This is a genomic window from Acinetobacter sp. UBA6526 (assembly GCF_002434875.1).
Lineage (GTDB): Bacteria > Pseudomonadota > Gammaproteobacteria > Pseudomonadales > Moraxellaceae > Acinetobacter > Acinetobacter venetianus.
On the sequence record NZ_DJLC01000240.1, the window covers coordinates 1 to 23,689 of the forward strand.

Here is a 23,689-nt window from a genome sequence, read left to right on the forward strand (position 1 = left end):
ATGGGCAAGTATGGGGCAAGAAGAAGAGCAAAAATTACGTGAAAAAGCTTTTGCTGATTTCCAAGTGAACGAAAAGCTCATGGACTTAGCTCACCCTGACTGTTTATTCATGCACTGCTTACCTGCACACCGCGGTGAAGAAATTTCAGAAAATATGCTAGATCACAAAAATGCAGTGGTTTGGGATGAAGCTGAAAACCGCCTTCATGCACAAAAAGCACTGGTGGAATTTTTGCTAAATGAAAATCTAAAAAAAGACTGATTTGTGCATTAAAAAACAGCATCTTCTGATGCTGTTTTTATTTATAAAATCTAAATTGAACACTTAAATAAAAAGACTTATAGTAGCAACAGCTTTTACAATAAATTTCTCATAATATGAGAACTGCAACCCACTATGGTACAGCGGACGTTATGACTTCACTTGAACAAGCACTTTCTCAAATACCTAACTTTTCTCTAGTTCACGAGCATCTATTTACCTCAGCTCAACCCACCGCTGAGCAGCTTCAACAGATTAAGGAATATGGTTGCAGCACAATTATTAACCTTGCAACCAGCAAGTCTGAAAACCATTTATCCAAACAGGATCAAATTTGTTTAGATTTGGGTCTAAATTACATTCACATTCCGATTGACTGGGATGTGCCATGTTCTGAGCAATGTTTATTGGTCTTAGACCTAATTGACCATCTTGTACAAAATGAAATCGTTTGGTTGCATTGTGCCAAAAATATGCGTGTAAGCAGCCTAATGTATTTATATCGCCAATTTTATATGAATTTAGATATGCCAGCCGCACAAGAGCTATTGCATCAGATTTGGGAACCAAATGAAACTTGGACGGGTTTAATTCATAGCATTACTTTACAACTGCAAGGTCGTAAAGCAACACAAGAATTACAACAATCATTGATCAACAGTAATCATTTCGCTTGATGTGAAACCAATACAGTCGCGGTTGCCAATATCCCTTCTTGGCGACCTGTAAAACCCAACTTCTCTGTTGTTGTGGCCTTAATGCTAATTTGAGTGATATCAACATCAAGTACATCAGCAATACTTTGGCGCATTTCTAAATTATGTTTAGCCAATTTGGGACGTTCACACGCAACTGTGATATCTGCATTATTTAAATGATAACCACGATCCAAAATCAACTGATAAACATGTTTGAGTAAAACACGGCTATCAGCACCTTTAAATTCAGGGTCTGTATCAGGAAAATGTTGCCCAATATCTCCCAACGCTAAAGTCCCCAACAATGCGTCACATAGCGCATGTAATACGACATCACCATCTGAATGTGCCTTTAGACCATGCGTATGTGGGATTTTTACACCAGCTAAGGTAACAAAATTACCTTCTTCAAACGCATGCACATCAATCCCTTGACCAATACGAATATGAGCAACCATATGATTTTCCTTTTACAATATACTGAACTAATCTTGTATTCAGGCTTTCTATTTCGCTATAGTACATTGAGCAAATTAGACTGAAAGTATAAGTGATTATGCTGTTTAACACTGTAAGAAATCAATTAAAGAAATCTGGTTACATCCTGACATTGAGTTGTTTTTGCTCAACATTTGCGTTTGCAGCTTCGATCGAATGTTCAAATCACAATATTGAACTAGGTAAAATATGCTCTAAAAAATATGAAGAGCAGCGCACACAGTTAAATACCAAGTTCCTAACCGCTTATTTAGTGACAGATGCTCCTTTACAGCTATTGCATGACACACAAACACTTTGGCTAAACCAAATAAGGCAGTGCAAAACCAAATCATGTTTTCAACAGCAATTTGATGCACGTATTGATGATTTGAATTTTTTCACATCAATGAACCAAACATTGACACAGCATTATTTAAAATATGAACATGGCAAAATTGCAAAACAACCTGTGCATTTAAAAGTTCATCAATTAGATAAAGACAAATTAAAAATTGAAGGTTTGGCTTATCGCAACCCGAATAATCGAATCGAAACTCAGACAATTTCACTTTTGTCATACAGCACACCAAGTGAAAAAAATGAAATTATCGACAATGAAAAAAAATGCCAGTATCAATTTGACTATCAAAAAGCATTGTTGGTTGTGAAAACAAAACAAAAAGGTTGTGAACGTTTCACAGGTATTTACCGTCCATACGATTAACCTTTTATAGAAAAATAAAGCCGATGTTTTCACATCGGCTTTTTATATTTAACTTGGGAATTTTTGCGCAATCTCTTGGCTAATGATTACTGCAGTTGCAGCAGATAATGTCCAACCAAGATGACCATGACCTGTATTATAGAAAACTCTCGATTGTTTACCTTGCTTAACAACTGGCAGCATATTCGGCATCATTGGGCGTAAACCTGCCCAAGGAACTGAATGCTCTGTTGAAATATCAAAATTTTGATTTACCCAATTAATCAAAGGCTGAATTCGGTCTGCGCGTATATCACGGTTATAACCATTGAATTCTGCCGTTCCTGCAACACGGAAACGATCAGCGCCAAGACGAGACGTTACGATCTTTGCACTTTCATCCAATAAACTCACCCAAGGCGCATTTTGCACACTACGTTCATCTTTCAACTGGACTGTAATTGAGTAGCCTTTTACAGGGTAAACATTGACACTATCACCAAGTAAGTCAGCAAGCTGATAACTGCCTACGCCACCACAAACTAAAATAACATCTGCCTCAATTTGAGTCAGTTGATTAGTATCTGGATCAACATTTTCCGAACTGTTTTTACAATCAACAACTACTTTATCTTGTAGAAACTTCACATCAACAACATCTAAACCAAAACGATATTTGACACCATATTGTTCCGTTTTTTCAGCAAGTCCAACAGAATATTTATGAATATCGCCCGTAGCATCACCTGCCGTATAGTAACCACCGTAATAATTACCCGTTAGATTAGGCTCAATCGCTTTCATTTCTTCAGGCGTAATCGCATTTCGCTCTAGTTTCCCTTCAACTAAAACATCATTTACTCTTTTAGCGATTTCAAAATCTTCTTTGGTATGGTACATGTGCAAAATGCCACGTTTTTCCAAATCAAAGGAAATATTTTCTTTCTCAGCAATTTCAAAAAGACGTTGTCTAGCTAACAGAGCTAAACGAACTGTTTCGATTGTATTAACTTTATAATCTTTAATATGAGTCAAGAACTCAACCAACCAACGGTATTTGTGCACACTAAACGATGGGTTGAGCAATAATGGTGCATCTTTCTTACTCATCCACTTAATACCTTTCAGTACCGTAGATTTCTGGTTCCAAACTTCAGCATTACATGCTGATAATTGACCACCATTTGCAAAAGAAGTTTCCATTGCAGGGAACAAATGGCGATCAATAACGGTCACCTCATATCCCAATTTAATTAATTCATAAGCAGACGTTACACCTGTAATCCCCGCACCAACTATCACAACATGAGGCATAGCAAACTCCTAGAAATGCATAACATTTCTTAATGCATAGCCCCATCTGTCATGGTACCTGAGAGTTTCGGCAAATGATTACCAATTAATCATCGAGCCATCCCCTTCGGTGAGTGTTACACGTAGAAGACCTTAGTTTATGAATAAATTCCTACGTATAGCGCACTACTCTCCAGATTGTATTTCTATTATTACAGTCCTTTTGCCTGAGAGTTTCCGGGGTCGTTGCTCCTTCGGCGAGTTCTTTGCAGAACCTCTCTCCCGCAATAATATTTATATCCATATAAGCAATATATATGCCGTCTCAACATTCCAACACTAAAATCTTGTAATTGTTTGTAGGTCAAGACTTGCTCTATCTTATCAGTGAAACAATAAAAAAGCAGGTTAAATAACCTGCTTTTTCAAATTAAAATTTACATTGTAAAATTTGATCTGATAGTTGACCTTTCCAAATATCACGTAATGTCGGTAAATAGAATTTTTCACCAATCATAACTAGTTCTGCATCAATAAGCGCATGAATCTCATGCATCAAGATATAATCCAAAGCAATCAATGATAATTGCTGATGTTTTTGAGAAATTTGCTTACGTTTGATTTGTGCTTTTTTAACCAAGTCATTCGCAAAGTTCTTATCTTTATAAGCTGTAATTGCGCTCAAACGAAGCTCGATAATCCCCCAACCTTCTAATAGTTTTTTAAATGTTTCAAAGTCTTTTGACGTTGCTTCCCACGTCACATTCTCCAAGTTATTGTCCTCTGGTAAAACAGGTAACAATAAATCCGCAGTACTTGGGAAAATTTTCTTTAAATTCAACAGAAACTTAACAGGATTTTCTTTTGGAAGATCAGCAAACTGGATGTTAGTTTTAGTATCTGTTAAATAGATATTCAGCATAATGAAGCAACAATCAGATAAATCAAAAGCATATTGTACGCAGTTCACTTTATAAAAACTACTCATAAAAAAAATCCCTCTTTAAAAGAAGGATTCTTTGTTCGATGCTGAGGCTTACTTACTATTTGGAGAGACCATATTTTCAGGTTTGACTACCTCATCAAATTGCTCTGCTGTCACCAGTCCAAGTTCAACCGCAACTTGTTTTAATGTCTTATTTTCCTTATAAGCTGTTTTAGCAACTTTGGCCGAGTTTTCATAACCAATTACTGGATTCAGTGCTGTCACCAACATCAATGAGTTATGTAAAAAGTGATCAATTTTCTCTTTATTAGGCTCAATACCTACCGCACAGTGATTATTAAAGCTATTGCACGCGTCACCAAGCAACTGAATGGATTGTAATAAGTTATATGCAATGACAGGCATGAAAACATTAAGTTCAAAATTACCTGATGCACCTGCAACGTTAATCGTTGTGTCATTACCTAAGACTTGAGCAACAACCATTGTCATTGCTTCGCTCTGAGTAGGATTGACCTTACCAGGCATAATACTCGATCCAGGTTCATTCTCAGGAATACGAATTTCTCCAAAGCCACAACGAGGGCCACTCGCCAACCAACGAATATCGTTGGCAATTTTATTTAAACTCGCAGCCAATGTTTTCAACGCGCCTGAAGCAAAGACAGCTGCATCACGCCCCGCTAGTGCCTCAAATTTATTAGGCGCAGTGACAAATGGTAAACCCGTAAGCATTGCAAGTTGCTCTGCTGCTTTCACTGCATAATCAGGATGCGCATTTAACCCCGTACCCACAGCTGTACCACCCAAAGGCAACTCATATAAACCAGCCAATGCTTGATTTAAACGCTTCAATCCATGCTCTAGCTGAGATACGTAGCCGCTAAACTCTTGACCTAGGGTCAAAGGCGTCGCATCTTGTAAATGTGTGCGACCAATTTTAACAATGTCGTCAAACTCTTCAGATTTCCGCTGTAAAGTTTCTTTCAGTTTCTCAACAGCAGGAATGAGTAACTCATTGATTTGCAAACTAGCAGCAACATGGATTGCCGTTGGGAAGGAATCATTGGTTGATTGCGCCCGATTGACGTGATCATTAGGATGTACTGGTTTTTGAGCACCTAATGCTTGACCTAGTTTTTGATTCGCAATATTTGCAATCACTTCATTGCAATTCATATTGCTCTGCGTACCGGAACCTGTTTGCCACACGACCAATGGAAATTGTGAATCCCATTGCCCAGCGATCACTTCTTCAGCGGCACCCACAATATATTGACTCAAATCATCTGGAAGTTGTTTCAGCTCCGCATTAGTTATCGCAGCAGCTTTTTTTACCAAACCCATTGCGCGAATCATTGCGCGCGGTAAACGCTCTTGCCCTATTTTGAAGTTTTGTAAGCTGCGCTGAGTTTGAGCGCCCCACAAAGCTTCATTAGGGACTTCAACTTCACCCATTGTGTCATGTTCAATACGCATTTGCATAAACAACCTCTGCTCTATTTGGTTGAAAATATGTTGGGCTGAAGCAAATAGATGCTTTGGCTAATCAATATCCATTAAAAATTTATTGGAATATTTAACGGATAGTTATTATCCTAATTAAACCACGCATTAATGTAAATAAGAATCATTATCTTAATTACCTTTTAATGTATTCAAATAAAAACGCCACTCATCTTCAATCATCTGACTTAAAGGCCTTTTTGGTGACCAATTTAAAATGCGTTCGGCTTTTTCAATTTTTGCACCTAGTTGAGCCAGTTCCTGATGTTGATAAACTGCAGGTTGCACGCGTACTTCAGTTTGAGTTACTTTTGAAACTTCATCCAAAAGTACCTGTATTGAAGTCATTTGATCATGTGCAATATTGAAGTTTTCCAAACAACCTTGCTGTGTCGTAAACCAATTCAATGTTGCTAATACAGCATCACAAACATCGAGGACGTGTAAAAAACTCCGCTCAACGGTACTATCATCCGTCTCTGCTTGATTTTGTAATTCAATACAATCACGTTGCATGGCTGCAACTTGTAAAGCCAAAGGCACAATATTTTTAGGAAGTTGAGTAACATATTCACCCAATACGCCATGCTCAAATGCGCCGACGATATTGGACAAGCGAAGATTTACAATCTTCCACTCATGATCAACTCTATAGGTATCCGCGATAATATTTTCTACCATTTGTTGCGTACGAACATATGGATTTGGATAGTTATAATTAAATTCAGTTTCTTCAGTCAGTTCAGCATCAGATTTTCCATAAACGGCTAAACTAGACAGATTAATGAGTTGTCTAACTCCCATTCGCTGCATTGCACGAAGTAAACTCATAATACTGCTGACATTGTCATTGTAGTACTCAAGAGGTTTTAAGTTAGACTCTTCTAGTGATTTAAAACTCGCTGTGTGAATCACGGTATCAATTGAATATTGTTCAAAAACTTTATTTAAGGCAGGCGTATTTCTTACATCAAGCTTCGCAAATGGAATATACATTCCAGAAATATATTCTAGACGCTCCAAGGTCTGCAAAGTCGAATTGGCTAAGTTATCAACAATGACGATCTCTTGACCACGGGCCAATAGACTCAAAGCAATATGCGAACCGATAAAGCCTAAACCACCTGTCACCAAAATCATTGTATACTTACCTTCTTTTTAATATATCCATCATCGTTTTGTCTTCGCGACCATAGTGAATGTTCAATGAGTACACTACTGTTAATTACCTCAGCACCTACTTCGATTATGGCTTGGCATGCATTTGGTTTAGCACAAGCACTGCAAAATAAGCATGAGGAATTTCGTGTCTTCTTTTACCAAGACGGTGTTCATGTTGCGAATGATTTACAGTGGTATCCTGATGATCAACGCAACTTAAAACAAGAATGGCAAAAGCTTGGCATTCGACTCCCTGTCTGTGTCAGTGCTGCCCTTGCACGGGGTATCACTGATGCCAGCAATGCACAACGTCATTCACTTCAACACCACAACCTAGCTCAAAGTTTTGAGTTGGTTGGACTTGGAGAGCTTGCTGATGCTGTGCAAAGCTGTTCTCGTTTAATTCAATTTTAATTCAAGTTTTTTAATAGAGTGTTGCTTTAAAAAGGTAAATTGTGTGAAATCTGTACTCGTCATCCTAACGCAGCCCAATTTAACTAGTTTGCAGATCAATGAAAGTTTGTCTGCAACTATGGTTTTAGCAACCTTTGGTATTTCTGTCAAAGTATTATTGAAAGATGCTGCACTAAGTTTATTGGACAATAAATTAGAGTTCGATCAATTGAAATTCGCGTTTAAAATCGCTGCCAATATGGTCGAAAGTTTTGAGTTTTACGACCTGACGCCAATATTGGTTGAAACTAAAAATCAAGCGCTACCAATCGTAAAAAATACTGATCAGGAAATTGAATTTATCAACATTCAACCTGAATTTATTCAATCATTTGACCATGTTTTATATTGGTAAGGTCATTTATGCAAAAGCACACTCTTTTTCTTGTTCAAGCACCCCATGCTAATTTAGATAAAATTTGGAATGAGTTGCCTCTGATGGCTCAAGCCAATGATTCTATTGTTGTAATGGGTGAAGCATTACTTCACATTCCTGAGAATATCTTGGCTACTTTTTCTCATATCTACTGTTTAAGTAACGAACAAAACCTACTCAATGACTCAGTAAAAGATCGAATGAGCATCATCGAATATTCGCAATTTGCAGATTTAGTTTTACAATTCGAGCGTTCTATTTCTTTGAAATAGAGAAATATGAAGTTAATTTAAAATTTACTTAGGCTATTTTATGCGATTAGAATTGGATCAAGATGGTCATTTGGTGGATTACACCATTTGGAATCAAGAAGTTGCACAAGAACTCGCTAAATCTTTGGATTTGAAATTAACAGAATGGCACTTTGAGGTGCTTAATGCTGTTCGTCAATTTTATCAGCAGTATGGTCATTCGCCAGCAACTCGTCCGTTGATCAAGTTTTTAATGAAAACTGTGAGTCCTGAAATCAACAATGCCGTGCTGCAACAAAGATTCAATACAGGTTTAGTCGCTCGTCATTTAAGTCGACTTGCTGGTGTGCCTAAACCTGCAAATTGCTTATAAATATCATATTCAAGCAAATTTCTTTGCACAAGCAACACAAATAATGACTGCAACAGTTATCACAAACATTGCAACACTCACTTGCTCATGTAAAAGGACAGCTGCGATTGCAAGCCCAAAAATCGGTTGAAGCAGCTGCAATTGACCAACCGTTGCAATGCCGCCTTGTGCCAAGCCTTTGTACCAAAAAAAGAAACCAATCAGCATACTAAAAATCGATACATAAGCTAAACCCAATTTTGCCTGTAGCGGAATTAACTCGAAATTGGTGGGTAAATACAAATATGAGAGTAATAACATGATCGGAAGTGTTATTAACAAAGCCCAACAAATCACTTGCCAACCACCTAAATGCTTTGACAACTTCCCTCCTTCTGCATAACCAAAACCGCAAAGTAAAATCGCCACTAACATGAAAAAATCACCATAGTTAAATGACCAACTTTGCGTTTGAAACAACATAAAAGCAAAAACAAGAGAAGCACCGAAAATAGCAAATAACCAAAAGATTAAACTTGGTCTTTCGCCACTACGTATGACACCAAAGATAGCCGTAGCCAATGGCAACAAACCAATAAAAACGATGGTGTGCGCCGCACTCACATACTGTAAAGCAAGTGCGGTAAAGAGTGGAAATCCGACAACAACACCTATCGAAACATATAAGAGAGAAAGCCAGTCTTGCCTTTCGGGTAATTTTTGTCGAGACAGTATGAGGAGAAATAATGCTAAAACACCAGCTATAGCCGCCCTCGCAGCAGTTAAAAAAGTCGGGCTCATATCCATCACGGCAACTCGAGTAGCTGGCAAAGACCCAGCAAATATCACTACGCCAACAAGCCCATTCAACCAACCGTCACGCATCGCTTTCATATATATTCTCCAGACCTATATGGAGAATTTAAACTGTGATAAGGTAATTGCACCATACACAATACAGTACAATATTAAATAACTGTATTGGTATATAAACCAATACAGTTGAGATCATTGATGAAAAATACAAAAATAGATTTTGTGGTATCGCATATCAACGAACAAATTAAGACGCGGTCATTAACCACAGGTTCACGGCTTCCTTCCGTGCGTGCTTTAGCCAAAACTCTGAATCTATCTATCTCAACAATCGTCGAAGCATATGAAAGACTCGCTGCCAAAGGTATGATTGAATCCAAAACAGGTTCTGGTTTTTTTGTCTCGGCACCTTTAGCTCCTTTATCTATCTCAGAAATCCATCCTAAAATAATCGACAGAACGATTGATCCACTTTGGATTTCTAGACAATCTTTAGAAGCGCAACACAATGTTTTAAAGCCGGGCTGTGGTTGGCTACCAGACGACTGGATGCCACACGAAAATATACGCAAAGCCATCAGAACGGTTTCTAAGACTGATGCCAAAATCCTGACAGATTACTCAACACCGCTTGGTTTAAAGTCACTTCGAGAATTAATTTCCCGCAGAATCTTGAACAAAGGTATTGAAGCATTGCCTGACCAAATCTTACTGACGGATTCAGGTACACAAGCAATTGATTTAATTTGTCGTTATTTTCTTAAACCAAATGATTTGGTTTTAGTCGATGACCCTTGTTATTTCAATTTCCATGCTTTACTCAAAGTTCATCAAATTCAGATCATTGGCATCCCATATACTCAAACTGGGCCTGATTTAGACGCATTTGCAGAAGCAATCCAGAAGCACAATCCTCGGCTCTACATCACCAACTCAGGTATACACAACCCAACTGGTGCTGTATTAACACCAACAACTGCATATCAAGTTTTAAAATTGGTTGAGAACTCCAATCTCATTGTAATTGAAGATGATATTTTTGCTGATCTTGAATTAAATCCAGCCCCTCGTCTTGCCGCCTTGGATGGCTTTTCTCGTGTAATACAAATCGGTAGTTTTTCAAAAACATTATCTGGTTCTGTACGCACTGGCTATATCGCGAGCAAGTCAGAATGGATTAATGATTTGACCGATATCAAAATTGCGACAAGTTTTGGAGGTAATCATTTATCAGCAGAGATTTTGTATATTGCACTTACAGATGGAAGTTATCGTAAATATTTAGAGGAATTAAAAATACGGCTTGCAAAAGCGATGGATTTTACCATTAAAAATTTAGAAAAATTAGGGATTCAGCCTTGGATTAAACCACAAGCAGGCATCTTCTTATGGTGTAAATTAGATAAGCATTTAGACAGTTCTCGTATCGCACAAAAATGTCTTGAACAAGGTGTTATTTTAGCACCCGGAAATGCATTTAGTCAGAGTCAGCAATATCAAAATTTTATACGCTTCAATGTTGCACAATGCCAAAATTCAAAAGTTTTTGAAGTCCTATCTCATGCTATAAAACATGAAATAGAACAATATCGATTATGAATTAAGCTGTTTTTTGCTTTTGCTCAACGAAGGCAAAATATCCAGGACCAGCGGCTACGCGCACATCTTGGACATGAATCTGATCATTACATTCGGAGCAAACCACTTTAGGATTAATTTTTTTACCACAGCTTTTATGAGTAAATTCAAGCGGCTTCCCCATTCCTAGATCCATCCATTTATCCGCCCACTGCACCATCGCAAGGATAATTGGATATAAATCCAAACCTTTTTCAGTAAGTTGGTATTCAAAACGTTCTTGGCGCTGTACATAAGGAACTTTGACTAAAATTTCATGTTCGACTAAACGCTTCAAACGCTCAGAGAGAACATGCCGCGTCAATCCTAAGCTACGTTGAAAATCATCAAAACGGCGTACACCCATAAAAGCATTCCGCAGAATTAACATTGTCCAACGATCACCCAAAACTGAAAGTGTTCTCGCGACAGAACACGGCTGATCACCAATTTCTTCCCATTTCATTATTATCACCTGATTATTTTTAAAGTTTTAAAAAGACATCTTCCATGTCTTGAACCGTAATGTTTAGAATCTAAACAATATAAAATATACACTAAACCACCTTTGCTATCAGATGCAATATTGGTACTTGGCTAAAATTACCAAAAATGTATCGATTCGATAACTTGATGGAAATCAATCAGCTGATAATAAACAATCCAGATAATTCGCGACCTGCCTCTAGCATTTCATTTGCTGGAATTCGCACTAAACAGTTTGCCTGCATCAAATTACTGAGCATATGAGATTGCTGCTTCGTTAAACTTTTCAACTTTAACTGGCCGTGTTCAAAATAAGCATGCATTCTTAAAAATCGTTCACGCGCATCCGACTTAAGATCATGGGTTAAAACCCCATTAAACCATTGGATGTCTTGTCGTTGATTTTGCAACGCATCAAGTAAAACTTTGCCATAAACCTGCATTGAAACGTAAACCGCAGCAGGATTCCCCGGTAAACCTAATAAATAGCAGTGGTGTAGATTGTGCTTATATTCAGCAAAAAATAGTGGTTTCCCTGGCTTCTGCTTAACTTTCCAAAAAATTTGCTCGAACCCTGTTTCAAACGCACATGGCCGAACAAAGTCGTAATCACCGACAGAGACACCACCTGTGGTAATAATCACATCGAATTGCTGTTTTAAACGTTCAAAACACTGAGTCACCAATGAGGCTTCATCAGCAATATGTAAGATTTCAACCTCTAGTCCATAGTCTTTAAACCATGCTTTTAAAAGTGGACCATTGGCATCAAAGACTTTACCTGCTTTGAGATCATCTGGTGTTTCAGCGACTTCATCACCCGTGATCACCACAGCCACTTTAGGGATTTTAAATACATTGAGTTGTTGAACACCTGCCATGCTTAAAGCAGCTAATCCACCAATATTGATTTTCTGGTCAACTTCAGCAAGTGTTTGTCCAAGCTGAACTTCTTCACCAGTAAAACGAATATCTGCTTGTGGCTTAATGTGTTCAACTAGACGAATTTTTTGATCTGTTTCAATCGCAACAATTTCTTGACGGGCAACATGCGTCGTCCCATCAGGTACTTTACCACCAGTAAAAATACGAATTGCCTGTCCATCTAAAAGCCGATGTTCAGCATCACTCCCTGCTTTAATTTCGCCAATCACATGAAATACACTGTCTTGAAGCTGCTCAGCAGTCGTATGTAATGCATAACCATCTACAGCACTTTGTGAAAAACTTGGCAAATCAACAGGTGAGAAAACATCTTGAGCTAAGTAGCGATTGAGACATTCTCCTAAAGGTAATGTCTCTGTCATTAATGTTTGAGGTGTTGATCGCATCAACGTAAGTGCTTCATCAATACTTATGAGACCTTTCTCAGCACCACATCCCGACATTATTCATATCCTCCTGGATGCGGTAGATCACGACAAACATCAAAGATATGTACCAAAGCAGGTAAAATGGCAGCCATTGATTCACTTGCACCACCACGACTTCCTGGTAAGGTCACAATTAATGAACGATCAATAAATCCTGCAACTCCACGCGACATGGCAGCATAAGGGGTACGTTTTTGTCCAAATGCACGCGCTGCTTCCATCAAACCATCCAATTTACGTTCGAGTAATGGCTCTAATGTGTCCACAGTAATATCGCGCTTACCGATTCCTGTGCCACCAACAGTCATAACGCAAGCATAAGACTTTGTTAACTGTAAAACTAAATCTTTTAATTGGTCAGATTCATCAGGCAAAATCTGATAATGAATCGGATCAAAACCCGCTTCAGTCAAGGTTTCAACCACCGATTTTCCAGCTGTATCTGGTTTACGCCCCGCTGCGACCGTATCAGATAACACAATGACTGCCGCAGAAACAGGCTGACGTAGCGTTCGTTTAAAATGTGATTTTCCACCTTTTTTCTTGAGTAGTTTACATTGATCTAAACATAACTCATCAGGTTCACAATGTGGTTTTAGCATATCGTAAATGGTCAAACCAGCAAGACTCGCAGCGGTCAACGCTTCCATCTCAACGCCAGTCGGCCCAATCGTTTCAACAGTGGCTAAAATCAGCACATGATCATCTTGCAACGTATAATCAATATCCGCACGATAAATCGGTAATGGATGACAAAGCGGAATCAGCTCATCTGTTCTCTTCGCCGCCAAAATACCTGCAATACGTGCTGTTTTAAGTGCATCACCTTTTTCGGTATTTCCATCGCGAAGTAACTGAATACAATGTGGTGGTGCATATAAAATGGCTTGTGCTTCTGCAACACGATAACTTTCGGGTTTCATCCCTACATTTTTCATTTTTACTTCCTAAGACTTAATCGTGTGTATGTGCACAATGTTCATGGTGATGATGTGCATGTTTTGCACCTTTTTCTTCTTTAGCTAACGAAGAACTTGTTTGCTCAGTTGCATCTTTCCGAATACAGCAACCTTCAACATATTGGCTCGTTCCATCCATGAAAAATTCTTCTTTCCAAATCGGAACTTCATGCTTGACACGTTCAACGGCCTCTTCACAGGCTTGAAACGCTTCACGGCGATGTGCAGCATATGCAATTGCAATAATCGCTGTTTCACTTACGTCCAAATAGCCAATACGATGAATCACGCGAACATAAGAGACTTCTGAATATTTAGCTTTTACGTCTTGTTCGATTTCACGAATCATTTTTTCAGCAACAGGCGTATAAGAGGTATATTTCAATGCCTTAACTGCTTTACCTTCATGGTGATTGCGTACTGTGCCAATAAAAACATCGACACCACCACATTCAGGAAAATCTTGAATCGGATCAAAACTATCCAAGCTTAAAGCCTGATCTTGGACTCTGGCGAACTCACGCATTTTTCATCCTCCAGCTACGGGTGATAATAAAACAAGGGTACATGATGTCGGCAATGAAACTTGTCTTGTCACAATATCTTCACCAATTGCACATGCACATTTTTCCATAGCATGTGCTGCATCAGGATATAATCCAACGATATGTGTTAAAACATCTTGAACCTGTTGATCTGCTGCAAACTCAAATGCGAGTGCCTTTGGTAACAAGCGCTCAATCGCGCCAAAAGCTTCAATTTTGATTTCAATGGTTTGCATATTTTCCTTAGACCACCTTTTTTAACTAACCGCCCAGCATGTGCATACTGATTTTACGTACTTGTTGATTCTGTATTGCATGATAACCTTTTGCCTTATGCCAAATATAAGGCTTAATCTGCTGATCAAGTTGTTGAAACATTTTTTCTTTGATCGCTCGTTGTAGATAAGGTTTGATATTTAAACCTTGTTGAGCAAATAGACAGTTATACAATTCACCTTGAGCCGTTAATCGAATCCGATCGCAGTCACCACAAAATGAATGGGTAATCGTTGAGATAATACCTATCGTATATTGATCATCTAAACAGTATTGACGCGCTGGCTCATGCTGTTGTTGCAAAACATGAATGTCATAATGAGGTTGTAACTGCGCCAAAATATCGGCTTCACTCACCACAGCTTGATCAGTCCAATGCTGATCGCCATCTAAAGGCATAAATTCAATAAAACGCAGTGGTATGTTCTGTTGTTTCGCCCAATTGACCATCGGCAAAATCTGATCTTCATTTTGTCCTTTGATGAGCACACAATTAATTTTAAATGGCAGCCCCACACTTTGCGCCGCTTGAATACCACTCAACACGGGTGCTAAATCTTTTTTAGTAAGTTGTTTGAATTGATCAGCATCCAGACTATCCAAACTAATGTTTAAATCATCCAAACCTGCTTGTTTCAATTGTTCTGCGTATTTCGCCAGATAATGACCATTGGTCGTGATCGAGATTCGCTTTAAGCCAATTGCTCTTAGGCTTTGTAAATCACGAATAAAATGAACTACACCTTTACGCATCAAAGGTTCACCACCTGTAATACGGATATTTTCAATGCCTTGCTTAACCATATATTGGCAAAAGACCAACAGAGCCTCGAAACTCAATAAATCTTGTTTTTTCATCCATTCTGGATGCTCAGGCATACAATAAACGCATTTGAAATTGCATCGATCAGTTACAGAAATCCGTAACTTACGCTTAATACGACCATACTGATCTTGCAAGATCGGTAACATCGTTTCAGGGCTCTCATGCTTCATCATATGCACTCATTTTGGGAACACTTTTCTTCGTCTAAGCACAAGTAGCGTGCATTCTTGTTCTTTGCCCAAACGTAGAAGTTTTAATATAGCAATAATTATTCCAGTATTAAAAGCCAGTTAAGTGCTCAGTAGTTTATTCGTTCAAATAGACAACTCTTTCAATCTACTCATGAAAATACACTATGTCTTGCGTATTTTTGTTGTATTGACATCGCACCACTTTAGACCACAGAAATGAAATTTAGGCATGATGTGGTGCAAAATAGTCAACTCACTTAAGCATCTAACCGTTCTAATCGAACAGGTACATACTTATGATATGGCGTCTTCGACAATGGATCACAATGTTCTGTCGAGGTTAACCGATTCAGTTGTGGCCCAATTGGTTCACCATCACGGTAACGAATTCCATAACCATGAGGCAATGACACCACACCTTGACGCATTCCTTCATCTAACTCAACGACGACTTGAATATTTCCATGTTCAGATACGCATTGCAATGCGTGACCCGTTTCCACACCGAAATCAGCAGCATCTTGAGGATTCATTCTCAAACGTCCTTCCGCATCCACTTTGCGCCAAGCAGGATCACGATAAATTTGATTGGCATTATAACTACGGCGTTCGCCTGCCAATAAAATAAATGGGAAACTATCACTCAATTTTGCAGCTTGCTGTTTTAACTGAGCCAGCTCAATCAACATCTCAGGAATAGCCAAACGGATTTTTTTATCTTTGTACGCAATCAAGTTCCAAACGTCATCGTATTCATGTTGAGATAACACAATCCCTGAACGTTGTTTCAAAATTGCTTGAAATAGTTTCACACCTAGATTCAAACGATTACCTAGATATCCTGCTTGTTTCACAGCCTTATAGTGCTGAGCAGCGTATTGCATACATAAGGGTAATAACAAAGCAGTTGATGCAGCATCGTCAGGCAATGTTTTACCTAAGGTTCGATAAACAATTGAAGCGGCAAAAGGAATCTGTTTCTTATTTTTTGCAAAGCTTGCCGCCAATGCAGTGAAATAAGCAAGGAAAGCTGTTTTTTCCGAATCTTTTTCAGCAATTTTGCTTAAAATTGGAAGTTGTTTAGGAATGATCTTCATTGCCTCCAATAAGCGCGTATAAATCTCTGCTTCAGGTAAGGTATTTCCTTGTGGTTTGAATAAAGGATGACGTAAATGGAAACCATTTTTAGGAAATTCTAAGTTAAATCCCGTGAACTCCCATTTCTCAAACTGGCTATGCGCAGGCAAAATATAATGCGCTAAACGTGCTGTTTCAGTCATTGCAACATCCACAACCACCAACAAATCTAAAGACTGAAACGCCTGCTCATATGCTGCCGTATCCGCATAAGTAAGTAATGGGTTGCAACTATCGACAAACACCGCACGAACACGCTGATCACCCGCTTTTAAAATTTCATCTGGCAAAATGTTCGGTGGAAAAAATCCAGAGATTGGGAACATTTTATGATAAACCGTACGGCGATATTTAGGATTTCGCTCATCGGTATTGGTGAGAATTGGGACAAACATCGTGTGTAAATTATTAGTGCCTTGTTTGCCAAAATTCCCAGTCAATAAATACAAAAGCTTTTCTAAGTAACCATTCAAAGTGGTATTTAAAGTGTGTTGAATCCCTAAATCAATCCGCACACAGCCACTTTTGGCTTTGGCAAAATCACGCACGATTTGATAAATCAGTTCTACGGAAACATCTGCTTTTTGAATATATTGTTCGACTGGAACTGCAAGAAAAGCTTTCTTTACTTCTTCAAAGCCAAGCGTATGTTGTTGAATAAATGCTTGATCATATAACTCTTCACGCAACATGATCGCAATCATGGCAGACATTAAATAAGAATCTGTTCCAGGCTTTAATTGAACGTGAATATCTGCCTGTTTTGCAGTTTCGGTGACACGCGGATCAAACACCACCATGGTACGATTTGGATCTTTCTTAATATGTTTTAGCGTATCTCGTGCATTAGGAATGCCATGTGCTTGAAACGGATTTGTCCCAATAAAGAGCACATAATCTGCATACTCGACATCTTCAGTGGTATGACATGCCTGACTACCAAACAAACGACCATTGACCCAAAAATCACCTGTTTTCTCTTGCGCCAAAGAGTTATACGCATAAAAACTTTTCATGGCATATAGCAATTGACGACCATAAGCAGCACCCAAATGATTGCCCTGACCACCGCCACCCACCGATGCAAATGCAGTTCCACCATAGGTATTTCGTATATGGACAAGCTGATCAGCAATTTCTTGAATCGCTTGTTCCCATGTAACCTCTGTGAATGAACCATCTGCCTGTCGTTTTAATGGTGAGGTTAAGCGATCAGCATGTTGTTGATAATGCTGTAATCTCGCGGCTTTCTGACAAATATAACCTTGGGAAAAATGATGTTGCTCATCCCCCTTAATTTTTTTGAATTGATTATTTTCAATTTCGACACTTAAACCACAATTTCGTGAACATAGAATGCATGCTGTCACATCTTGTCTTACGGCTGAGTTTGACATTTTTATTTCCCCAATTTTTTATTGAAATTGTCCCATTAAACAGATCTGACCTTCAGAACCAACAACTCGAACAAAACATTGATCTTGCTCCGTACTGATCTCAACTTGATTATGCCTAGACGGCAATTTCACAGGTTTTAAAAATCGGATATCGATTTGTTTTGTAGACTCAGGCAGAAACTCAAAACTACGAGCAAACACGCCAAAACCATGCAAAACTTTCTGACCAAAACTCGATAGTTTTGCAAGTGGTCCAACCCAGTGTATTGGATTGAAATCACCCGTTAATAGCGCAAATTTAAAGCCATCATCAGCTGTTGCTGACCATTGCCCTAAAGTTTGCCAATTTTTTTGATCTACCTTTTCAGTACGTTTCATCTTTTTGAAATTTGGCGAAATAAATGCCATATGCAATACGGCTTCAATCAACTCTGGTTCGATGACTGTCCCTGTTTTGATCTGCACCGAAACTCTAGCGAGACCATTGCGTTCGTCAACCTGTGAAATTTTGGCTTGAACCATGAGCTTTTCATTTCGAGGAAGCTCACCATGTATCGTCAAACTTACCCCTTGATTGATCACTTGGCTCAATGGATAACTGGTTTGCGATAATAATCGTGTCGCAAACGATAATCCCCATTGTGAAACCATATGCGCGGGGATTGAGTTGTTATATTTATTAGGTGATGCACCACTCCATTGAATATAGTGCTCAATCAATTTAGTACTTGGTGGATCAATAATTTCCGTAATCGGAGCTAAAGCTTGCCAATTCACTGTGGCTACTTTCTTTTTAGCAATACTTCGCAACCCGATCTTACCCAATCCTACTAGCGTTGCTTGATGTTCAAACAGAAATTGCAGAGGTATCTGCTGATAACGTAAGGCGACCATTTGGCGCTCCTGTTGATTTTATTTTTCTAGCATTCTTATTTTGATCAATCTTAATATAGACATGAACAGAAAATAAGAAGCACAATGTTAAACATATTAGTTCCAAAATAGAACTTATAAATTTAAAGGTCAATAGCTCTTATCAGAAATTCATGAAAACAATGTATCAATCAAAAATGCACTTCATACAAAATAAGCGCTTTTAAAACGTGAAAAATCACTATTCTTGGTTTAATCTCAAGGATATTGAAAAAAGGCTTTGAAAGAACAAAACTCCTTCAAGCTTACATCACTATTGGTTAAATAAATTTCAAGAGAAAATGAATGGATTCAAAGCAAATTCAAGACCTTATTAATCAGCATCCTATCGTCAAAGATTTGATTGAACTCAAAGAAACTGTTTGGTTTAATCCTGGATTCACGACACTGGCTGAAGGCTTACCATTTGTTGGTCTAGCTCAAAAAGATATAGATGATGCACGTGATCGTTTAGCACGCTTTGCACCCTACTTAATGGCTGTATTCCCAGAAACGAGTGCGACGAGTGGCATTATCGAATCAGAACTGACTGCTATTCCAAATATGCAAAAATATCTACAACAACATTTTAATCAAAACATTCAAGGTACATTATGGCTAAAAAAAGATAGCCATTTACCCATCTCAGGATCAATCAAAGCACGTGGTGGCATTTATGAAGTGCTTTATCACGCAGAACAGCTTGCACTAAAAGCAAATCTACTCAATCTGAATGATGATTATTCAAAACTGAATAGTGATGAGTTTAGAACCTTCTTTAGTCAATACAGCATCGCTGTTGGTTCTACTGGTAATCTTGGGCTGTCCATCGGAATTATGAGTGCAAAATTAGGCTTCGATGTCACCGTTCATATGTCTGCTGATGCACGCCAATGGAAAAAAGACAAATTACGCTCACATGGTGTCACTGTTGTGGAATACCAGCAGGACTATGGCATAGCTGTACAAGAAGGTCGAAAAGCGGCGTTAAAAAATCCAAATTGCTTTTTTATCGATGATGAAAATTCAAAAACATTGTTTTTAGGTTATGCCGTTGCTGGTGAGCGTTTAAAACAACAATTGACTCAACAAGGAGTCATTGTTGATCAAGCACACCCTCTATTTGTTTACTTACCTTGTGGCGTTGGTGGTGGACCTGGTGGCGTTGCTTTTGGTTTGAAAATGGCTTTTGGAGATAACGTTCATTGTATTTTTGCAGAACCCACTCATTCACCCTGCATGTTACTCGGCGTAGCAACAGGTCTACATGATGAAATTTCAGTTCAAGATATAGGTATTGACAACTTCACAGCTGCCGATGGTTTAGCTGTAGGTCGTGCATCAGGTTTTGTTGGACGAGCAATGCAACGGTTACTGGATAGTTTTTATACATTGGATGACCAAACCATGTATAACCTGCTAGGGATGCTCAATCAATCTGAAAGTTTAAAGCTGGAACCCTCAGCTTTGGCTGGAATGCTAGGCCCAGTTTTGGTGCATTCACATTCAGACTATATCGATTTACATCAATTTACTGAGCAACAACTTCAGAATGCAAATCATATTGTTTGGGGTACTGGCGGTGGTATGGTACCAGTAGAGGAAATGCAAAACTACCTCAGCAAAGCTTCTGCATGATCTCAATTAAGGGCTGAATATCTGTTTAAATGCTTTCATTTGACGATATTGTTGCAACTCATCCAAAGAGTTAATACTGTGGCAAAACAAGCTTTGTTTTTGGAATGCCACAGTTTGCGTATGCAACAGCTTAAAACAATCACGCAAACTGAGTTTACTCTCTGCAATTTGTTGTTCTAAAACAGCAAGACTTTCCCTTTTTAACAGACAAAATGGATAAAGTGCATCACCATTCATAGAAATGTAAACTGCCGCTGCTTGCGGGTTTTTCTCTAACATCCGATGCAATTTAGTCAAAACTTGATTCGGAATATAAGTGACATCACATGGTATAAACAGCGCGTGATCCGCTTGTACATGTGACCAAGCACTTTTCATTCCCATTAACGGGCCAAAGAAACCATTTTGATCATCAGAAAAACACTGAATATCAGGTTCTATGCTTTTATAAATCGAATTGTCTCTATGACTATTTACCCAAATATGTTGGACTTCTGGTTTGAATCTTTGACATATTTTGGAGAGCTGAATCTGATCATCAAACTGTTGCAACAGCTTGTTCATCCCATTCATACGACGTGCTTGCCCTCCTGCCAAGATCACTAGATCAGTAGCAGGAAAATCGGTATTCATGCCTCAGCCTCAACTTGACAGGTTTTAATCAAACCGCGAATTTCTGGTAAACATGAACCACAATTTCCACCTGCTTTTAGACATGCAGTCACTTGTTTCTCATGTGTCATATTTTGCGTTTTAATTGCTTCAATAATTTTGTTTTTTCCAACTTTGAAACAACTACACACCAATGGACCATCATTATTAGTTGCGGACATTGGCATACCTGCGAGTAAAGCTTTACGATGTAAAGCACTCAAACGTTCACGTTTAAATAAACTAGCGACCCAATCGCGATCAGGCAACATATCGGATGGTGCAATATAGAGGCTTGCGATCAAAATACCATCTTTCAGAATAACACTGTGACTCATCTGAGCAGAAATATCCTCAATACTCAACCATTCATAGGTTTCATCAATAAAAGGTAAAAAACTTTTCAGGTTTTTCTGCGTTTCATCAAAGTGATGACGATCAGCAATTTCATAACGTAAAGCTTTAGCAATTTTTACTTTAGCCCACCAAGCACAGCTATTCAGTGAAGCTTTAATATGATGCTCAAAACCATCACGAACATAGAGTACACCTTGCCAAGTCGTATGGAACGGTTGAATCGCAACAGGTGTGTGTTTGAATTCAGGTTCACCCGAAATGGCATCGACCACTGGATTGACCACTTTACCAACTCTAGCATCAGAAGCGACTTGCTCAGTCCAATGAATCGGTGCAAAAATTTGACCACGACGCACACCTTGCGCCAACGTCACCCGTAGCACGCAACTGCCCCATTCTGAACGCACTTCGACGAGCGCTTTGTCACGTATACCAAATTTCAAAGCATCATTTGGATGGATTTCACAAAATGGTTCTGCACGATGTGTGGTTAAGTTTGCTGATAATCCTGTACGGGTCATGGTATGCCACTGATCACGAATACGACCTGTATTGAGAATAAGCGGATAATCTTCCGAAATCGAATGAACAGGATCAATCGCAACTGTTGGAATCAATTTCGCCTTGCTATTTTTATGACTAAAACGACCTTGATCAAAAAGTTGCTCAACAGCAATACTTTGTCCTTTTTCCCATACAGGCCACTGTGTCGGTTGCAATTGGTCGTAGGCTTCAACTGATAATTCAGTTAGACCTTTTAAATTAAAATAGCGAAAATTTTCAACTTGATCACGTTGATCAAGGCTTGCATTTTGAAACGCCGACAAAGCTGCATGTTCATTAAAAATCTCACAAGCATTATTGAAGTCAAAGCCTGTAAATCCCAGTTTTTTCGCAACCGAAGAAACTGCCCACCAATCCGCTTTGGCTTGTTTTGGTGAATCTAAAAAGGCACGTTGACGTGAAATACGGCGCTCAGAATTGGTCACCGTGCCATCTTTCTCACCCCAACCGAGTGCGGGTAACAATACGTCGGCATACGCTGTGGTATCAGTTTCAGCGCAAATATCTGAAACAATCACAAACTCGCATTGCTCTAAAGCACGTTTCACTTGATCCGCATCAGGTAAACTCACCACAGGATTGGTTGCTATAATCCAAATGGCTTTAATTTTGCCACTTTCAACTGCTTTGAATAAATCGACTGCTTTCAATCCTGCATGTGTTGCAATGGTTGGACTTTGCCAAAATTCTTGCACAAGGTTTTGATGCGATGGGTTTTCCAAATCCATATGTGCAGCAAGCATATTGGCTAAGCCACCAACTTCACGCCCGCCCATGGCATTCGGTTGACCTGTCATTGAGAATGGTGCTGCGCCCAACTTACCGATTTTTCCCGTCAGTAAATGGCAATTAATAATGCTATTGGCCTTATTGACCCCTTGAGAAGATTGATTCACGCCCATCGAAAACAGCGTGACTACTTTTTCTGTTTCAGCAAATTTCTCAAAAAACAGTTGTAATTTTTCAGCTGAAATCCCTGTACGTTTTACAATACTGTCGAAATCTTGTTCGGTTGCGCTTGCGTCTAATAGTGCTTCTAAACCTTCTGTATAGGATTCAACAAAATGATGATCAACATGATCGTTCTGATACAAGTGCTGCAACAAACCATTAAATAAAACAACATCTTGCCCAGGTAAAATTGGCAAATGTAAATCAGCTTGCTCGCAAGTACTGGTAAAACGTGGGTCGACAACCACAATAAATAAATCTGGATTTTTATTTTTAGCCTGCATGATGCGTTGGTACAACACAGGGTGACACCATGCTGTATTAGAGCCAACTAAAACCACCATGTCGGCATATTCAAAATCTTCATAGCTGGCTGGAACGATATCTTCACCAAAAGCACGCTTATGCGCTGCAACTGCAGAAGACATACATAAGCGTGAATTGGTATCAATATTGGCAGGGCCTAAATATCCTTTAACAAACTTATTTACCACATAATAATCTTCAGTGAG

24 protein-coding genes, 1 pseudogene and 1 riboswitch are annotated in these 23,689 nt (G+C 38.8%); of the genes and pseudogenes, 9 read left to right on the plus strand and 16 right to left on the minus strand.

Features of this window, described 5'->3' with window-relative positions; all coding sequences use genetic code 11:
* A pseudogene (locus tag B4237_RS16395) lies at nt 1–262 on the plus strand (ornithine carbamoyltransferase); the annotation flags it as partial.
* A 152-nt stretch (nt 263–414) separates the two neighbouring features.
* Complete coding sequence (locus B4237_RS16400; RefSeq protein WP_278595446.1) at nt 415–939, plus strand: protein tyrosine phosphatase family protein; 525 nt, start codon at nt 415–417, stop codon at nt 937–939.
* Here B4237_RS16400 and ispF read toward each other — a convergent pair.
* Nucleotides 927–1,418, minus strand: a complete 492-nt coding sequence (gene ispF, locus B4237_RS16405; protein ID WP_007482241.1) for a 2-C-methyl-D-erythritol 2,4-cyclodiphosphate synthase — start codon at nt 1,416–1,418, stop codon at nt 927–929. The genes B4237_RS16400 and ispF overlap by 13 nt on opposite strands.
* Nucleotides 1,419–1,516: 98 nt before the next feature.
* Between ispF and B4237_RS16410 the strand changes: the two genes are divergently transcribed.
* A complete protein-coding gene (locus B4237_RS16410) occupies nt 1,517–2,164 on the plus strand; it encodes an A1S_1983 family putative colistin resistance protein (protein ID WP_004879317.1) in 648 nt (215 codons plus the stop codon).
* A gap of 48 nt (nt 2,165–2,212) precedes the next feature.
* Here B4237_RS16410 and B4237_RS16415 read toward each other — a convergent pair whose 3' ends face one another.
* The 4 genes from B4237_RS16415 to B4237_RS16430 all read right to left on the minus strand — a co-directional run bounded on the left by B4237_RS16415 (nt 2,213) and on the right by B4237_RS16430 (nt 7,028).
* Nucleotides 2,213–3,457 carry a D-amino acid dehydrogenase gene (locus B4237_RS16415; protein WP_278397157.1) on the minus strand — a complete coding sequence of 415 codons (1,245 nt, stop codon included), beginning with the start codon at nt 3,455–3,457 and terminating at the stop codon, nt 2,213–2,215.
* 184 nt (nt 3,458–3,641) lie between these two features.
* Nucleotides 3,642–3,731, minus strand: a riboswitch (glycine riboswitch).
* A gap of 135 nt (nt 3,732–3,866) precedes the next feature.
* Nucleotides 3,867–4,358 (minus strand): hypothetical protein, encoded by a 492-nt coding sequence (locus B4237_RS16420; protein WP_278595469.1) that lies wholly within the window; start codon nt 4,356–4,358, stop codon nt 3,867–3,869.
* A 114-nt stretch (nt 4,359–4,472) separates the two neighbouring features.
* Nucleotides 4,473–5,867: a class II fumarate hydratase gene (gene fumC, locus B4237_RS16425; protein ID WP_278595447.1), complete on the minus strand. Its 1,395-nt coding sequence runs from the start codon at nt 5,865–5,867 to the stop codon at nt 4,473–4,475.
* A gap of 153 nt (nt 5,868–6,020) precedes the next feature.
* The gene (locus B4237_RS16430) at nt 6,021–7,028 is read right to left on the minus strand and encodes an SDR family NAD(P)-dependent oxidoreductase (protein WP_278595448.1); all 1,008 of its coding nucleotides are present in this window, start codon (nt 7,026–7,028) and stop codon (nt 6,021–6,023) included.
* A 66-nt stretch (nt 7,029–7,094) separates the two neighbouring features.
* Here B4237_RS16430 and tusD point away from each other — a divergent pair, with 66 nt between their 5' ends.
* The 4 genes from tusD to B4237_RS16450 are packed head-to-tail and all read left to right on the plus strand — an operon-like array spanning nt 7,095 to nt 8,502.
* Complete coding sequence (gene tusD, locus B4237_RS16435; RefSeq protein ID WP_007482254.1) at nt 7,095–7,463, plus strand: sulfurtransferase complex subunit TusD; 369 nt, start codon at nt 7,095–7,097, stop codon at nt 7,461–7,463.
* Nucleotides 7,464–7,506: 43 nt separating this feature from the next.
* Complete coding sequence (locus B4237_RS16440; protein ID WP_004879310.1) at nt 7,507–7,857, plus strand: hypothetical protein; 351 nt, start codon at nt 7,507–7,509, stop codon at nt 7,855–7,857.
* Between the two features lie 8 nt (nt 7,858–7,865).
* Nucleotides 7,866–8,150, plus strand: a complete 285-nt coding sequence (locus B4237_RS16445) for a hypothetical protein (protein WP_278595449.1) — start codon at nt 7,866–7,868, stop codon at nt 8,148–8,150.
* Nucleotides 8,151–8,190: 40 nt separating this feature from the next.
* The gene (locus tag B4237_RS16450) at nt 8,191–8,502 is read left to right on the plus strand and encodes a TusE/DsrC/DsvC family sulfur relay protein (protein WP_007482261.1); all 312 of its coding nucleotides are present in this window, start codon (nt 8,191–8,193) and stop codon (nt 8,500–8,502) included.
* A gap of 9 nt (nt 8,503–8,511) precedes the next feature.
* On the opposite strand, the gene B4237_RS16455 is transcribed toward B4237_RS16450, so the two are convergent.
* The gene (locus tag B4237_RS16455) at nt 8,512–9,375 is read right to left on the minus strand and encodes a DMT family transporter (RefSeq protein ID WP_007482263.1); all 864 of its coding nucleotides are present in this window, start codon (nt 9,373–9,375) and stop codon (nt 8,512–8,514) included.
* Nucleotides 9,376–9,495: 120 nt separating this feature from the next.
* Between B4237_RS16455 and B4237_RS16460 the strand changes: the two genes are divergently transcribed.
* Complete coding sequence (locus B4237_RS16460; protein WP_278595450.1) at nt 9,496–10,896, plus strand: PLP-dependent aminotransferase family protein; 1,401 nt, start codon at nt 9,496–9,498, stop codon at nt 10,894–10,896.
* Between the two features lies 1 nt (nt 10,897).
* On the opposite strand, the gene B4237_RS16465 is transcribed toward B4237_RS16460, so the two are convergent.
* The 8 genes from B4237_RS16465 to B4237_RS16500 all read right to left on the minus strand — a co-directional run bounded on the left by B4237_RS16465 (nt 10,898) and on the right by B4237_RS16500 (nt 18,998).
* Complete coding sequence (locus B4237_RS16465) at nt 10,898–11,380, minus strand: winged helix-turn-helix transcriptional regulator (protein ID WP_007482267.1); 483 nt, start codon at nt 11,378–11,380, stop codon at nt 10,898–10,900.
* Nucleotides 11,381–11,558: 178 nt separating this feature from the next.
* Nucleotides 11,559–12,788: a molybdopterin molybdotransferase MoeA gene (locus tag B4237_RS16470; protein WP_278595451.1), complete on the minus strand. Its 1,230-nt coding sequence runs from the start codon at nt 12,786–12,788 to the stop codon at nt 11,559–11,561.
* The gene (gene moaCB / locus B4237_RS16475) at nt 12,788–13,711 is read right to left on the minus strand and encodes a bifunctional molybdenum cofactor biosynthesis protein MoaC/MoaB (protein ID WP_278595452.1); all 924 of its coding nucleotides are present in this window, start codon (nt 13,709–13,711) and stop codon (nt 12,788–12,790) included. The genes B4237_RS16470 and moaCB overlap by 1 nt, the downstream gene beginning before the upstream one ends.
* 16 nt (nt 13,712–13,727) lie before the next feature.
* Nucleotides 13,728–14,258 (minus strand): molybdenum cofactor biosynthesis protein MoaE, encoded by a 531-nt coding sequence (locus B4237_RS16480; protein ID WP_278595453.1) that lies wholly within the window; start codon nt 14,256–14,258, stop codon nt 13,728–13,730.
* Between the two features lie 3 nt (nt 14,259–14,261).
* A complete protein-coding gene (locus tag B4237_RS16485) occupies nt 14,262–14,513 on the minus strand; it encodes a MoaD/ThiS family protein (RefSeq protein ID WP_007482271.1) in 252 nt (83 codons plus the stop codon).
* A gap of 25 nt (nt 14,514–14,538) precedes the next feature.
* Nucleotides 14,539–15,558 (minus strand): GTP 3',8-cyclase MoaA, encoded by a 1,020-nt coding sequence (gene moaA, locus B4237_RS16490; protein WP_374974189.1) that lies wholly within the window; start codon nt 15,556–15,558, stop codon nt 14,539–14,541.
* Nucleotides 15,559–15,827: 269 nt separating this feature from the next.
* Nucleotides 15,828–18,104 carry a molybdopterin-dependent oxidoreductase gene (locus B4237_RS16495; RefSeq protein WP_278595455.1) on the minus strand — a complete coding sequence of 759 codons (2,277 nt, stop codon included), beginning with the start codon at nt 18,102–18,104 and terminating at the stop codon, nt 15,828–15,830.
* An 18-nt stretch (nt 18,105–18,122) separates the two neighbouring features.
* Nucleotides 18,123–18,998, minus strand: a complete 876-nt coding sequence (locus tag B4237_RS16500; protein WP_278595456.1) for a MaoC/PaaZ C-terminal domain-containing protein — start codon at nt 18,996–18,998, stop codon at nt 18,123–18,125.
* 324 nt (nt 18,999–19,322) lie between these two features.
* Between B4237_RS16500 and B4237_RS16505 the strand changes: the two genes are divergently transcribed.
* The gene (locus tag B4237_RS16505; protein WP_278595457.1) at nt 19,323–20,654 is read left to right on the plus strand and encodes a D-serine ammonia-lyase; all 1,332 of its coding nucleotides are present in this window, start codon (nt 19,323–19,325) and stop codon (nt 20,652–20,654) included.
* A gap of 6 nt (nt 20,655–20,660) precedes the next feature.
* Here the strand turns inward: B4237_RS16505 and mobA are convergent, their stop codons facing one another.
* Nucleotides 20,661–21,287 carry a molybdenum cofactor guanylyltransferase gene (gene mobA, locus B4237_RS16510; protein WP_278595458.1) on the minus strand — a complete coding sequence of 209 codons (627 nt, stop codon included), beginning with the start codon at nt 21,285–21,287 and terminating at the stop codon, nt 20,661–20,663.
* Nucleotides 21,284–23,689: molybdopterin-dependent oxidoreductase (locus B4237_RS16515; RefSeq protein WP_286943992.1), on the minus strand; the 2,406-nt coding region annotated here is incomplete at its 5' end. The genes mobA and B4237_RS16515, both read right to left, overlap by 4 nt.